The organism is Streptomyces sp. NPDC107562 (assembly GCF_055657325.1).
The window spans coordinates 1-14,848 of record NZ_JBVKBE010000003.1 but is presented as its reverse complement, the minus strand read 5'-3'; the positions used below and the strand labels follow the sequence as shown (position 1 = coordinate 14,848).

Genomic DNA, 14,848 nt, shown 5'->3' with positions numbered 1-14,848 from the left:
ACGTCGACGGGGTTGGCCGATCACGGCCAACCCCGTACGCACCGCGCCCCCGCATGGGCCGTCAGCCGGCCTGCGGGTCGCCCTTTGTGTAGGTGAGGCGCTCCACGGCGCCGGGCTGGAAGTCGTCGTCGATCTTCTTGCCGTTCACGTAGAGCTGGATGGCGCCCGCGTCACCGAGCACCAGGTTGATCTTGGAACTGTCCTGGAAGGTCTTGGACTGGCCCTGCTTGAGCAGACCGTCGAACAGGAGCCGGCCGTTGTGGTCCTTGGCGGAGATCCAGCTGCGGCCGTCGGTGGCGCTGACCTGGACGGTGACCTTGTCCCGGGGCGCGGCCGCGATGGCGCTCTCGGTGGGGTCGGGCTTGGGGTCGGTGGGCTTCGGCGCGTCCGCGGACGGCGAGGCGGTCTTGCCGTCGGAGGGCTTGGCGCCTTCCGCGACCGGCGCCTTGGAGCCGTCCTCGGAGTCCCCCTTGAACAGGGTGAAGCCGACGAAGCCGATCACGGCGACGATGGCGGCGACCATCGCGGCGGTCCAGTTGGGCCCCCGCCGCTCCGGACGGATGCGCTCGGCCTCGAACAGCGGCGCCGCCGGCGTCGGCGCCGGGCTCCCGCCGCGCTCGGCGTCGTACTGCGCGAGAAGGGGTCCAGGATCCAGGTGGACGTGCTTGGCCAGGGTCCTGATGTGCCCGCGCGCGTAGACGTCGCCGCCGCAGGGCGCGAAGTCGTCCGACTCGATGGCGTGCACGATGCCGATGCGGACCCGGGTGGCGGTACTGACGTCATCGACGGTCAGCCCTGCGGCGATACGCGCCTGCTGCAGGGCACGGCCGATGGAGGTGCGGGCTTCCTCGGAAACGTCTTCGAACGGACGCTCGTCTTCAGGGGAGTTGCCGATGGACACGGGGGCGCCTTTCGAGCGTGTAGCCACCTGTGCTGGAGGTTCAGTCTAGGGGGGGTGCAAAAGGGTGGGGCAACCCGGCGGAGGGACTTTGTACGCCATCCGAATGGCCTGACGTCCCGATGACGGGGGTGGTGCTTGACGAATGATGGGGCGGGTGCTTGTCGCTTCCCTCAACTTGACGTGCGGGGCGGGGAAACGGTTGCTCAATGATCCCTTACGGGTGAGTCACGATCGAACAACCATGTGCGGCGAGCCGACGAGCGTGACCCACTTGCCTACCCTTCAGACTCCCCACGGATGACGGCGAGCACGCCATCCAGCTCATCGGCTTTCACAAGAACATCACGTGCCTTGGACCCCTCACTCGGCCCGACGATGTTCCGCGACTCCATCAGGTCCATCAGGCGCCCCGCCTTGGCGAAACCGACCCGCAGCTTGCGCTGGAGCATGGAGGTCGACCCGAACTGCGTGGAGACGACCAGCTCGGCCGCCTGGCACAGCAGGTCGAGGTCGTCGCCGATGTCCTCGTCGATCTCCTTCTTCTGCTTGGTCCCCACGGTGACGTCGTCCCGGAAGACCGGCGCCATCTGGTCCTTGCAGTGCTGGACGACGAGCGCGACCTCCTCCTCGGTCACGAACGCGCCCTGCATACGCGTCGGCTTGTTCGCGCCCATGGGCAGGAAGAGTCCGTCGCCCTTGCCGATCAGCTTCTCGGCGCCGGGCTGGTCGAGGATGACGCGCGAGTCCGCGAGCGACGACGTGGCGAACGCGAGCCGTGAGGGCACGTTGGCCTTGATCAGACCCGTGACCACGTCCACGGAGGGCCGCTGCGTCGCCAGCACCAGGTGGATGCCGGCCGCGCGCGCGAGCTGCGTGATGCGCACGATCGAGTCCTCGACGTCCCGCGGCGCCACCATCATCAGGTCGGCGAGCTCGTCGACGATCACCAGCAGATAGGGGTACGGCTGGAGTTCCCGCTCGCTGCCCTCGGGCGACTTGACCTTGCCCTCGCGCACGGCACGGTTGAAGTCGTCGATGTGCCGGTAGCCGTACGCGGCCAGGTCGTCGTAGCGCAGGTCCATCTCCCGCACGACCCACTGGAGCGCCTCGGCGGCCCGCTTCGGGTTGGTGATGATCGGCGTGATCAGGTGCGGGATGCCCTCGTAGGCGGTCAGCTCGACGCGCTTGGGGTCGACCAGGATCATCCGGACGTCCTCCGGGGTCGCCCGCATCATGATCGAGGTGATCAGGCAGTTGATGCAGGACGACTTGCCGGAACCGGTGGCTCCGGCGACCAGCATGTGCGGCATCTTCGCCAGCGAGTGCATGACGTACCCGCCCTCGACGTCCTTGCCGAACGCCACCAGCATCGGGTCGTCGTCCTCGGCGGACTCCGCGAGCCGCAGCACGTCGCCGAGGTTGACCATCTCGCGGTCCGTGTTCGGGATCTCGATGCCGACCGCGGACTTGCCGGGGATGGGGCTGATGATCCGCACGTCGGGGCTGGCGACGGCGTACGCGATGTTCTTGGTGAGCGCGGTGATCCGCTCGACCTTCACGGCGGGGCCGAGCTCGACCTCGTAGCGCGTCACCGTGGGACCGCGGGTGAAGCCGGTGACGGCCGCGTCGACCTTGAACTCGGTGAACACGGTGGTCAGCGAGGCCACCACGGCGTCGTTCGCGGCGCTGCGCGCCTTGCCGGGGCCCCCGCGCGTGAGGAGGTCGAGCTGGGGCAGCGCGTAGGTGATGTCGCCGGACAGCTGGAGCTGCTCGGCGCGCGGCGGCAGGTCGCGGGTCTGCGCGGGCGGCGACTTGGTGAGGTCGGGGACGCCGTTGTCGATCTTCTCCCGCTGGGGACGCGCGGCCGGCACCGGCGTGGGGGTCGGGGTGGTCTCCGCGCGGTCGCCCACGGCGACGCCCTGGGTGAGGTCGGCGACGATCGGCGACGGCGGCATGCCGTGCAGCACCGCGCCGTCGAGCGCGGCGGCGGCGGCCGCCGCGACGTCCACGGCGTCCGGCTGCCGCTCCCCCTCGGGCTGCGGCACCGAGGAACGTCTGGTACGGCCACGGCGCCGGGACAGGGCGTCCTGCTCGGCACCGTCGGGGTCGTAGGCCGCCGGGGCCTGCGCGCGTCCGCGCGGGCGGGCGGGGATCGCCTCCCGCCACTGCTCGTCGTAGCGCTCGTCGTCGTCGGAGTACTCGTCCTCGTAGGCCTCGACGTCACGGACGACGCCGAGCTTCACGCCGAGCAGCCGCAGCCGCTGCGGGATGGCGTTGACGGGTGTGGCCGTGACGACCAGCAGCCCGAAGATCGTGAGCAGCACCAGCAGCGGTACGGCGAGCACCTCGCCCAGGGCGTACGTCAGCGGGGTCGCCGTGCCCCAGCCGATCAGGCCGCCGGCGTCCCGTATGGCCTGCATCCCGGCGCTGCGCGCGGGTGAGCCGCAGGCGATGTGGACCTGGCCGAGCACGCCGATGAGCAGCGCGGACAGCCCGATGACGATGCGGCCGTTGGCCTCGGGCTGCTCGGGGTGGCGGATGAAGCGCACGGCGACGACCGCGAGCAGGATCGGGGTGAGCAGGTCCAGCCTGCCGAAGGCACCGGTGACGAGGATCTCCACGAGGTCACCGACGGGACCGCGCAGGTTGGACCAGGTGCCGGCGGCGACGATCAGCGCGAGCGCGAGCAGCAGCAGCGCGACGCCGTCCTTGCGGTGGGCGGGGTCGAGGTTCTTGGCGCCCTGCCCTATGCCGCGGAAGACGGCTCCCACGGCGTGCGCGAGGCCGAGCCACAGGGCGCGCACCAGCCGGTAGACGCCCCCGGTCGGGCTCGGCGCGGGCTTGGGCGCGACCTTCTTGGCCGGTGCCTTCCTGGCGGGCGTCTTCTTCGCGGGGGGCTTTTTCGCAGCGGCCTTCTTCGCCGGAGCCTTCGCGGAAGCGGCAGCCTTCTTGGCGGGCTGCTTCTTGGCTGCGGAGGGACGTGAGGCCATAGGTGTGAGATTACCGGTGGAGTCGCCGGTGGACACGCGCGCCTACCGGTTCACCCGTTCGTGTCGCCCTTACGGAGGCGCGAAACTGACGCGGGCTCACGAGCGGGGGCCAGGGGAGCCACGGCGGGACGGTGACGTGAACTCCGGTGGACGGGCGGGGAACTCCGCCCGGCCCGCCGTCAGTTCTGCGACGGCACGGAGGGAGACCCGCCGGTACCCGGCTCCAGCGCGTCCAGCGCCCGCCGCAGACCGGTGAGCTTGCGTTCGAGATGAGCGGCCGTGGCCACCGCGGCCGCGTCCGCCGCCTCGTCGTCGAGCTGCTTGGAGAGCGCCTCGGCCTGCTCCTCGACGGCCGCGAGGCGCGCCGACAGCTCGGCGAGCAGCCCGGCGGCCTCCTTGCCGCCGACCGCGCCCTTGCCGCCGCCCTCCAACTGGAGCCGCAGCAGCGCGGCCTGCTCGCGCAGCTGGCAGTTCTTCATGTAGAGCTCGACGAAGACGGAGACCTTCGCGCGCAGCACCCACGGGTCGAACGGCTTGGAGATGTAGTCCACCGCGCCGGCCGCGTAGCCCCGGAAGGTGTGATGGGGCCCGTGGTTGATCGCGGTGAGGAAGATGATCGGGATGTCTCTGGTCCGCTCGCGCCGCTTGATGTGCGCGGCGGTTTCGAAACCGTCCATTCCCGGCATCTGGACGTCCAGCAGAATGACCGCGAAGTCGTCCGTGAGTAGTGCTTTGAGCGCTTCCTCCCCGGACGATGCCCGCACCAGCGTCTGATCGAGCGCAGAGAGGATCGCCTCCAGCGCCAGCAGATTCTCCGGCCGGTCATCGACCAGGAGGATCTTGGCCTTCTGCACCATGGCCCGCCCTCCTCGCCCCGGCAGTGCACCGGGCGCCGCCCCGTGGGACGACTCCGTTGCGCCGCCCATCCTCGTGCCGGTCATCGTAGCCGCACCCCGCTTGTCGCCACACCCTGTCACCGCGATGTCACTGTGCACGTAGCAGAAACGCAGCAGGGGACCAGAAGGTTCCCCGAATCCCGCGCTCGTACACGGCTACGCGCACTCTGAGTCAGCAACTCCCCAACGACATCCACCGTTCATTCGCCCTGCATCCACTGCTCCATCACCGCCAGCAGATGATCGGGGTCGACCGGCTTCGTCACATAGTCTGACGCACCCGATTCGATCGCCTTCTCCCGGTCACCCTTCATCGCCTTCGCCGTCAGCGCGATGATCGGCAGCCCGGCGAACTGCGGCATCCGGCGGATCGCCGTCGTCGTCGCATAGCCGTCCATCTCGGGCATCATGATGTCCATCAGGACGACCGCCACGTCGTCGTGCTGCTCCAGCACCTCGATGCCCTCACGGCCGTTCTCGGCGTACAGCACCGACAGCCCGTGCTGCTCCAGGACGCTGGTGAGCGCGAACACGTTGCGGATGTCGTCGTCGACGATGAGTACCTTCTCACCCCCGAACCGGATGCCCGCGCGCGGGTGCGCCTCCGCCACCGTCTCAGCGCCCCGCCACGGCTCCTGCGGCAGCGCCCGCCGCTCGATCCCGGGCATGCTCCGGCGGCGCCGCCGGAAGAGCGCCGCGGCGCCGTTCTGGGTCTCGCGGTACGACTTCACCTCGGCCGGCGTCTCGGCCGGCCTCTCGACCGCCACCTCGGCCGGCTCCGGCCACTCGGTGAGCTCCGCCACGGGCGGGGCGGGCGGCAGCTGCTGGTAGCCGTTCGGGGGCAGTTCGCTCGGGTGCAGCGGCAGGTACAGCGTGAACGTCGAGCCGCGGCCCGGCTCGCTCTGCGCGTGGATCTCACCGCCGAGCAACTGCGCGATCTCGCGGGAGATCGACAGGCCGAGGCCCGTGCCGCCGTACTTGCGGCTGGTCGTGCCGTCCGCCTGCTTGAACGCCTCGAAGATCACCCGCATCTTGCTCGCCGCGATCCCGATGCCGGTGTCGGTCACCGAGAAGGCGATCAGCCCGGCCTCCGGACCGGTCAGCGACCCGGCCTCCAGCAACTGCTCCCGGATCGCCTTCGGCACGTCGTCGCGCGCGGGGCGGATGACCAGCTCCACCGAGCCCGAGTCGGTGAACTTCACCGCGTTCGAGAGCAGGTTGCGCAGCACCTGGAGCAGTCGCTGCTCATCGGTGTGCAGCGTGGCCGGCAGCTCCGGGGAGACCCGCACGGACAGGTCCAGGCCCTTCTCCGCGGTCAGCGGCCGGAAGGTGGCCTCCACGTAGTCGACGAGCTGGACGAGCGCGATCCGCGTCGGGGAGACGTCCATCTTGCCCGCCTCGACCTTCGACAGGTCCAGGATGTCGTTGATCAGCTGGAGCAGGTCGGAGCCTGCCCCGTGGATCGTCTCGGCGAACTCCACCTGCTTCGGGGTGAGGTTGCCGTCCGCGTTGTCGGCGAGCAGCTTGGCCAGGATGAGCAGCGAGTTCAGCGGCGTACGCAGCTCGTGCGACATGTTGGCGAGGAACTCGCTCTTGTAGCGCATCGACACCGCGAGCTGCTCGGCGCGCTCCTCCAGGACCTGGCGCGCCTCCTCGATCTCGGTGTTCTTCACCTCGATGTCCCGGTTCTGCTGGGCCAGCAGCTCGGCCTTCTCCTCCAGTTCGGCGTTGGACGCCTGGAGGGCCTTCTGCCGGTTCTCCAACTCGGCGGAGCGCTCGCGCAGTTGCTCGGTCAGCTCCTGCGACTGCTTCAGCAGCACCTCCGTCTTGGTGTTGACGGAGATGGTGTTGACGCTGGTCGCGATCATCTCGGCGATCTGGTTGAGGAAGTCCTTCTGGATCTGCGTGAACGGTGTGAACGAGGCCAGTTCGATCACGCCGAGCACCTTGCCCTCGAACAGCACCGGCAACACGATGACCTGGGCGGGCGGCGCCTCCCCGAGCCCGGAGGAGATCTTCAGATAGCCGCTGGGCGCGTTCTCCACGAGGATCGTGCGCTTCTCCTGCGCGGCCGTGCCGACCAGCGCCTCACCGGGCCGGAACGACGTCGGCATGGAGCCCATCGAGTAGCCGTACGAGCCCAGCATCCGCAGCTCGTACTGGTCGTCCTTGCCGGTGGTGTCGGCCGGCGGCAGCGCCAGGAAGAACGCGCCGTGCTGCGCGGAGACCACCGGCGTCAGCTCGCTCATGATCAGCGAGGCGACGTCCTCCAGGTCCCGGCGGCCCTGCATCAGCGCGGAGATACGGGCGAGGTTGCCCTTGAGCCAGTCCTGCTCCTTGTTGGCGATCGTGGTGTCGCGCAGGTTGGCGATCATCTTGTTGATGTAGTCCTGAAGCTCCTGGATCTCGCCGGAGGCGTCCACGTCGATTTTCAGGTTCAGGTCGCCGCGGGTCACCGCGGTCGCCACGCGCGCGATGGCGCGCACCTGCCGGGTCAGGTTCCCGGCCATCTCGTTCACGGACTCCGTCAGGTCCCGCCAGGTGCCGTCGACGTCGCGCACCCGCGCCTGACCGCCCAGCTGGCCCTCCGTGCCCACCTCGCGGGCCACCCGCGTGACCTCCTCGGCGAAGGAGGACAGCTGGTCGACCATCGTGTTGATGGTCGTCTTCAGTTCGAGGATCTCACCGCGGGCATCGATGTCGATCTTCTTCGTCAGGTCACCCTTGGCGATGGCCGTCGTCACCATCGCGATGTTGCGCACCTGGCCGGTCAGGTTGGACGCCATCTGGTTCACCGACTCGGTGAGGTCCTTCCACGTACCCGCCACACCCGGCACATGGGCCTGACCACCGAGGATGCCGTCCGTGCCCACCTCGCGGGCCACCTTGGTGACCTGCTCGGCGAACGAACTCAGTGTCTTCACCATGGTGTTGAAGGTGTCGGCGAGCTGCGCCACCTCGCCGCGCGCCTCGATCGTCACCGTGCGCGTCAGGTCGCCGTTGGCGACCGCCGCCGCGACCTGCGAGATGTTGCGCACCTGGACGGTCAGGTTCTTGGCCATCAGGTTGACGTTGTCGCTGAGGTCCTTCCAGATGCCGGTGACACCCGGCACATGCGCCTGACCGCCCAGGATGCCCTCGGTGCCCACCTCGCGCGCGACCCGGGTCACCTGGTCGGCGAAGGACGACAGCTGGTCGACCATCGTGTTCACGGTGGTGACGAGTTCGAGGATCTCGCCCTTGGCGTCGACGGTGATCTTCTTCGAGAGATCGCCCTTGGCGACGGCGGTGGTGACGTGGGCGATGCTGCGCACCTGCACGGTGAGGTTGTTCGCCATGAAGTTGACGGACTGCGTGAGGTCCTTCCAGGTGCCGGAGACGCCCTGCACCTCGGCCTGGCCGCCCAGCTTGCCCTCGGTGCCCACCTCACGGGCCACCCTGGTGACCTCCTCGGCGAACGACGACAGCTGGTCCACCATCGTGTTCAGGGTGTTCTTAAGCTCCAGGATCTCCCCGCGCGCGTCCACGGTGATCTTCTGCGACAGGTCACCCCGCGCCACCGCCGTCGCGACCTGCGCGATCTGCCGCACCTGAGCCGTCAGGTTGCCGGCCATACCGTTCACGGAGTCGGTCAGGTCGCGCCACACACCGGCGACGCCGGGCACCTGCGCCTGACCGCCCAGCCGGCCCTCCGTACCCACCTCACGGGCCACCCGGGTCACCTGGTCCGCGAAGGCGGAGAGCTGGTCGACCATCGTGTTGACGGTGTTCTTCAGCTCCAGGATCTCCCCGCGCGCGTCCACGGTGATCTTCTGCGACAGGTCACCCCGCGCCACCGCCGTCGTCACCTGGGCGATCTGCCGCACCTGAGCGGTCAGGTTGCCGGTGATGGAGTTGACGGAGTCGGTCAGCTCCTTCCACGTGCCCGACACGCCGTCCACGCGCGCCTGGCCGCCGAGGCGTCCCTCGGTGCCGACCTCCCGGGCCATCGTCGTGACCTGGTCGGCGAACGACGACAGCTGGTCCACCATCGTGTTCACGGTGTTCTTCAGCGCGAGCATCTCGCCGGAGACGTCCACGGTGACCTTCTGCGAGAGATCACCGTTGGCGACCGCCGTCGTCACCTGCGCGATGTTCCTCACCTGTCCGGTGAGGTTGCGGAACGCCGTGTTGACGGAGTCCGTCAGGTCCTTCCAGGTCCCCGCCGCCCCCGGCACCTGCGCCTGGCCGCCCAGCTCACCCTCGTCGCCGATCTCCCGCGCCACGCGTGTGACCTCGGAACCGAAGGCGGACAGCTGGTCCACCATGCCGTTGACGGTGTTCTTCAGCTCCAGCATCTCGCCGGCCACGTCGACCGTGACCTTCTGCGACAGGTCACCGCTGGCGACCGCCGTCGTCACGGCGGCGATGTCCCGTACCTGGGTCGTCAGGTTCCGGAACACCGTGTTGACGGAGTCCGTCAGGTCCTTCCAGGTCCCCGCCGCGCCCGGCACGTTCGCCTGCCCGCCGAGCCGCCCCTCCCCGCCGACCTCGTTGGCCACGCGGGTGACCTCGTCCGCGAAGATCCGCAGCGTCTCGGTCATCTGGTTGATCGTCTCGGCGAGCTGCGCCACCTCGCCGCGCGCCTGCACGGTCACCTTGCGGGACAGGTCACCGCTGGCGACCGCCGTCGTCACCTCGGCGATACCGCGTACCTGCGCGGTGAGGTTGCCGGCCATGGTGTTGACGGAGTCGGTGAGCTCCTTCCACACCCCGGCCACCCCGGGCACCTGGGCCTGGCCGCCCAGCTCGCCCTCGGTACCCACCTCCCGGGCGACCCTGGTCACCTCGGAGGAGAACGCGGAGAGCTGGTCCACCATCGTGTTGACGGTTTCCTTCAGCTCCAGCATCTCGCCGGCCACGTGAACCGTGACCTTCCGGGACAGATCACCCTTCGCGACCGCGGTCGTCACCAGCGCGATGTCCCGCACCTGCGCGGTCAGCCGGTCCGCCATCGTGTTGACGGACTCCGTCAGGTCCTTCCATGAACCGGACATACCGCGCACCTGGGCCTGTCCGCCCAGCTTGCCCTCGGTGCCCACCTCACCGGCCACGCGCGTGACCTCGTCGGTGAACGTCGACAACTGGTCGACCAGGTTGTTGACGGTCCGCCCCACCTTCAGGAATTCGCCCCGCAGCGGGTGCCCGCTCCCGTCGGGCGCGTTCGTCCGCAGCTCCATCCGCGGCGCCAGATCACCCTCGGCCACCGCGAACAGGACCCGGCTGACCTCGGACACCGGCCACACCAGATCGTCGACCAGCGCGTTCGACGCGTCGATCGCGGCCGCCCACGACCCCTCACACGCGCCCGTCTCCAGCCGCTCCGTGAGCTTGCCCTCGCGCCCCACGACACGCCGCACCCGCGACAGCTCACCCGTAAGGTGCAGATTCCGGTCGGCGACCTCGTTGAAGATGGCGGCGATCTCCGCCATCACGCCGTCCCCGGACACCGTCAGCCGCTTGCGGAAGTTGCCGTCCCGCATCGACACCAGGGCCGCTTTCAGCCGGTTCAGGGCAGCCGCGTCCACCTCAGTGGTCCCGTTCCGGCTGCTCGGGGACTGTCCGCCCTTGGCGCGCGGCTTCGTGCCCCGCGTCGCTGCGCCAGACTCCACTGTGTCCCTCCCGCAGGGGTCGACCATTACTGCTGTGCTCGGCTACTGCTGCTCGACGTATCGATCACTACTGCGTATCCGCACCCGGTGGCACCAGCCGTCGATCCCACCAGGAGGCAACGGTCCGCACCAGGGGCTGCTGCCCACCGAAGGCGCACCGCACTCGCCCTGCCCGTACCTCCATCACAAGCCTGCCCAGTGTTTCACCCCGGCTGAACCAGGCCATAACAGTTCGGCAGCTTCGCACATCGTCCGCACACCCTCCGGACGGAAACACTGCGGACCGGCATCCGCATGAACCGCGAAGGTAAGTAACCTTGCATGCGGCTGTCCAGCCGCACCGGTTCCGTCCGGCCTGGGCGGTGGCACGAGAACGAGCGGGCATCGGAGGGGCGGCCGCACACATGACCACCGGACTGATCCCCGGGGGACAGCCCCCGGACCCCGGGCCGACGAGCGGCCTGCCGACACAGACGCGCGGCGAGCCGGCCGGCACGGCAGCCCAGCACATCGAGAGCAGATCGAGGAGTTTTGTGATCACCGCGCGCGCGGCCGCCAGCTTCGAGCCCGTCGGACGCTCGGTCGCCTCCGCACGCTCCTTCGTCCGCGACACGCTCCAGGGCTGGGGGTACGCCGACGTCGTCGACGACGCCGTGGTGCTCACCAGCGAACTGGTCACCAACGCCGTCGTCCACGCCGGCACCACCGCCGACGTGCTGTGCCTGCGCCTCGACGGCGGCGTCCGCATCGAGGTCGCCGACCACTACCCGGAACGCGAAGTCCCCCTGCAGGGTTCCGCCGTCAACATGGGCAGCCCCGACCGCGAGGGCGGACGGGGCCTCCAGCTGTGCGCGGCCCTCGCCGGCCGCTGGGGCGTCGACTACACACCGACGCACAAGCAGGTCTGGTTCCAACTCGACCTCCCCGAGCGCGCCGTGGGCACCCGCACCGCCGGCCCGTCCCTCCCCGCCGACCTGCTGCCCCTGGCCGACGGCCGAGTCCGCGTCGCCGTCGTCCAGATCGACCGGAGCGGCGCCATCACCGCCTGGAACGAGGACGCCGAGGAGCTCTTCGGCTACCAGGGCGAACAGGTCACCGGAAAGCCCCTCACCGACCTCGCCGCCTGGCCGCACACCCCGGGCACCAGCACCGGCATCGCCGAGGCCCTGCAACTCTCCCGCTGGGAAGGCAGCTACGGCATCCGCGACGCCGGCGGCCGGGTCGTCCCGGTGTACGCCTCCCACCTCCGCGTCCGCGACACCGACGGCGAGCCCTCCACCGTCTGCCTCCTCGTCCGCGACCACGAACGCGCCGTCCTGCAGACGCCCATGCGCATCGCGGCGTCCGACGCGGCCACCTCCTCCGAGGGCCAGAGCACCGACCCCTTCGAGGTCTTCATCGGCTCCCCGGCCCCGGACGACCTCGACGGCCTGCTCCAGCGCACGGTCGAACGCGCCCGCGACATGCTCGACGGCGACTCCGCGTTCCTCCTCCTCGCCACCGACGACGAGACGGAGCTGGAGGTCCGCGCCTCCACGGGCCTGCCCTCCGCCCGCCAGCGCTTCGCCCGCGTCCCCGTCGAGGCGGGCCCCGGCCGCTACGGCTCGGCCCGCATGCCGGCCGTCCACGACGACCTCACCGCCGTCCCCGGCGCCGTGCCCCTGCTCAACGGCACCGGCATGCGCTCGGTCGTCACCGTTCCGCTCAAGGTCGAGGGCCGCCTCACCGGCTCCCTCGGCGTCGCCGCGGAGGGCGCCGGCAGGTACTCCAACGAGGAGGCCCTGCGCCTCCAGTTCGCCGCCGACCGCATCGCCCTGGCCGTCGAGTCCGCCCGCCTCGGCGAGCTCGAACGCCTGCGCCGCGGCTCGCTCAGCTTCCTCGTCGAGGCCTCCGACCTGCTCGCCGGCACCCTGGACCGGGACCAGACACTCGCCCTCATGGCGCAGATGACGGTCCCGACGCTCGCCACCTGGTGCGCGGTCTACACGATCGCCGACCAGGCCTCGGAGCCCTACCTCTCGTACGTCCTGCACGAGGACGAGGAACTGATCGACGGCATCAAGTCCCTGCTGTCCAAGATCGACCCGCCGGACCCGGTACCGACGCCCGGCGCCCGCGTCTGGTCCGCCCCGGCGGACGCCGCCCACCAGGCCGCCCTGCGCACCTCCATGCGCAGTCTGGGCCTCGGCGAACCCGCCACGGTCAGCTCCGGCATCGGTACGACGCTGGCGACGGCGTCCGCGGTCGGCGGCGAGACCGTCGTCCTGCCCCTGGTCGCCCGCAACCGCGTCATCGGCATGCTCACCCTCGGCAAACCCACCGACGAGCACTTCCGCCAGGAGATCCTCGAGCTGGCGGAGGACCTCTCCCGCCGAGCCGCCCTGGCCCTGGACAACGCCCGCCTCTACTCCGAGCGCACGGCCATCAGCCAGTCCCTCCAGCGCAGCCTCCTGCCGCCCGAACTCCCCGTGATCGACGGCGTCGAGGTCGAGGTCATCTACCGCGCGGCCGGCGAGGGCAACGAGGTCGGCGGCGACTTCTACGACCTGTTCCCCATCCGCGACGGCGCCTACGGCTTCGCCATTGGCGACGTCTGCGGCACGGGTCCGAACGCGGCGGCCGTCACGGGCCTCGCCCGGCACGCCCTGCGCCTGCTGGCCCGCGAGGGCCTCAGCGGCCCGGCGGTCCTGCAACGCCTCAACTCCGCCATCCTCGACGAGGGCGCCCGCAGCCGCTTCCTCACGCTCCTCTACGGCGAGATGCGCCCGCAGGAGGACGGCAGCGCCGAGCTGAAGGTCGTCTGCGCGGGCCACCCGCTCCCGCTGCGTCTGCGCCAGGACGGCACGGTGGAAGCCGCTGCCGAGCCCCAGCCGCTCCTCGGCGTCCTGGAGGACCTGGACCTCTACGAGCAGACCGTCACCCTCGACCCCGGTGACGTCCTGCTGTGCGTCACGGACGGCGTCACCGAGCGCCGCGAGGGCAACCGCATGCTGGGCGACGACGGCCTCGCCGACGTCCTCACCACCTGCACCGGCCTCACGGCGGGCGCGGTGGCGGCGCGCATCATGCGCGCGGTGGAGCGCTTCGCCTCGGACGCGCCGTCCGACGACATGGCGATCCTGGCGATGCGTGTCCCGGGCATCCACAACGGCCTGAGCAACGCCTGAAAAGCAAGAAGGCCCCCGCCCGAATGGGCGGGGGCCTTCTGATTCGGAGCCCCCAAACGGAATCGAACCGTTGACCTTCTCCTTACCATGGAGACGCTCTACCGACTGAGCTATAGGGGCCGGTCACCGTCTTGAGGTCTCCCTCGCGGCGACGGAATAGATCATACCCCGAACAGACCGCTGCTCCCAACCACCGCCGTCCCGTCCAGGGACGATCAGAAGGCCGGCTGCAACAGCCCACCCAGTGCATTGCACGCGGACACTGTCCGCTGCATGTCACGCTTCGTCAGAGCGCCGTCCACGGGCAGCGCGAGCGTCTCCTCGGCGGCCCGCTCGGTCTCCGGCAGCGCCACCCACTCACGGAAAGCCGGCAGTCGGTGCACCGGTGTCTTCACCGGCACCGAGCACTCGACTCCCCTGGCCCGCAGCGATCGCGCGAACGCGTCCCGGTCGGGTCGCCCGTTCCCGGGCACCCGCACCACGTACTGCTGATAGGTGTGCCCGACACCGCCGTCCGGCGTGTGCACCCCACGCAACTTGGCGTCCAGATAGGCGGCTCGCTGCCGGCGCTGCGCGACCTCGTCGCACGGCGCCTCGGACTCGCCCAGCTCCAGCACCAGCAGCCCGTGCCGCTGCCCCACGCCACGCAGCGCCTCGACATCCGCCGGCCTGCCGAACCGATGGACCACAACGACTGCCGCGGTTCGCGGAGTTACGGCCGCTTCGACCGCGGACGCGTCGAGGCCGTACGACAGGGGGTCTATGTCGGCGAACACCGGGCGCGCACCCGCCAGGGTCACCGCTTCGCAGACCTCGACGTTCCCGAACGCCGACACGATGACCTCGTCACCGACTCCTGCGCCGGCGGCCCTGAGCATTGCAGCAGTACCCATGCTGCGGATCGTGGTTGCGCAACGTGAACTTCAAGTGACGCACAACAAAAAAGAGTTGGACCCCGAACCGAAGTTCAGGGTCCAACTCTTCTAATAATTGTTCGGCGGCGTCCTACTCTCCCACAGGGTCCCCCCTGCAGTACCATCGGCGCTGAAAGGCTTAGCTTCCGGGTTCGGAATGTAACCGGGCGTTTCCCTCACGCTATGACCACCGAAACACTATGAAGTTACGACCGGAAAAAACACAGTCGTTGCCTCAGAACTAACACAGTGGACGCGAGCAACTGAGGACAAGCCCTCGGCCTATTAGTACCGGTCAACTCCACACGTTACCGTGCTTCCATATCCGG

The 14,848-nt window shown here is 69.7% G+C and carries 6 protein-coding genes, 1 tRNA gene and 1 rRNA gene; 1 reads left to right on the top strand and 7 read right to left on the bottom strand.

Going from position 1 to position 14,848, the window contains the following annotated elements:
- Nucleotides 1-61: 61 nt before the first annotated feature.
- The 4 genes from ACZ7LV_RS10450 to ACZ7LV_RS10435 form a co-directional block, all read right to left on the bottom strand.
- Nucleotides 62-901, bottom strand: a complete 840-nt coding sequence (locus ACZ7LV_RS10450) for a helix-turn-helix domain-containing protein (RefSeq protein ID WP_401678338.1) — start codon at nucleotides 899-901, stop codon at nucleotides 62-64.
- Between the two features lie 275 nt (nucleotides 902-1,176).
- The gene (locus ACZ7LV_RS10445) at nucleotides 1,177-3,891 is read right to left on the bottom strand and encodes a DNA translocase FtsK (protein WP_471937825.1); all 2,715 of its coding nucleotides are present in this window, start codon (nucleotides 3,889-3,891) and stop codon (nucleotides 1,177-1,179) included.
- Between the two features lie 179 nt (nucleotides 3,892-4,070).
- On the bottom strand, nucleotides 4,071-4,748 hold the full coding sequence (locus ACZ7LV_RS10440; RefSeq protein WP_401678332.1) for a response regulator: 678 nt from the start codon (nucleotides 4,746-4,748) through the stop codon (nucleotides 4,071-4,073).
- A 239-nt stretch (nucleotides 4,749-4,987) separates the two neighbouring features.
- Nucleotides 4,988-10,438, bottom strand: a complete 5,451-nt coding sequence (locus ACZ7LV_RS10435; protein ID WP_471937822.1) for a HAMP domain-containing protein — start codon at nucleotides 10,436-10,438, stop codon at nucleotides 4,988-4,990.
- A 404-nt stretch (nucleotides 10,439-10,842) separates the two neighbouring features.
- Here ACZ7LV_RS10435 and ACZ7LV_RS10430 point away from each other — a divergent pair, with 404 nt between their 5' ends.
- Nucleotides 10,843-13,605 (top strand): SpoIIE family protein phosphatase, encoded by a 2,763-nt coding sequence (locus tag ACZ7LV_RS10430; RefSeq protein WP_471937820.1) that lies wholly within the window; start codon nucleotides 10,843-10,845, stop codon nucleotides 13,603-13,605.
- A gap of 47 nt (nucleotides 13,606-13,652) precedes the next feature.
- Here ACZ7LV_RS10430 and ACZ7LV_RS10425 read toward each other — a convergent pair.
- The 3 genes from ACZ7LV_RS10425 to rrf all read right to left on the bottom strand — a co-directional run bounded on the left by ACZ7LV_RS10425 (nucleotide 13,653) and on the right by rrf (nucleotide 14,714).
- Nucleotides 13,653-13,725, bottom strand: a tRNA-Thr gene (locus ACZ7LV_RS10425).
- A 95-nt stretch (nucleotides 13,726-13,820) separates the two neighbouring features.
- Nucleotides 13,821-14,483 (bottom strand): DegT/DnrJ/EryC1/StrS family aminotransferase, encoded by a 663-nt coding sequence (locus tag ACZ7LV_RS10420; protein ID WP_471939161.1) that lies wholly within the window; start codon nucleotides 14,481-14,483, stop codon nucleotides 13,821-13,823.
- A gap of 114 nt (nucleotides 14,484-14,597) precedes the next feature.
- A 5S ribosomal RNA gene (rrf, locus tag ACZ7LV_RS10415) occupies nucleotides 14,598-14,714 on the bottom strand.
- Nucleotides 14,715-14,848 lie beyond the last annotated feature (134 nt).

Excerpts from the sequence above, each read along its gene's own strand:
- ACZ7LV_RS10440 (WP_401678332.1), bottom strand. The coding sequence starts at position 4,748 with ATGGTGCAGAAGGCCAAGATCCTCCTGGTCGATGACCGGCCGGAGAAT.
- ACZ7LV_RS10420 (WP_471939161.1), bottom strand. The coding sequence starts at position 14,483 with ATGCTCAGGGCCGCCGGCGCAGGAGTCGGTGACGAGGTCATCGTGTCG.
- ACZ7LV_RS10445 (WP_471937825.1), bottom strand. The coding sequence starts at position 3,891 with ATGGCCTCACGTCCCTCCGCAGCCAAGAAGCAGCCCGCCAAGAAGGCT.
- ACZ7LV_RS10430 (WP_471937820.1), top strand. The coding sequence starts at position 10,843 with ATGACCACCGGACTGATCCCCGGGGGACAGCCCCCGGACCCCGGGCCG.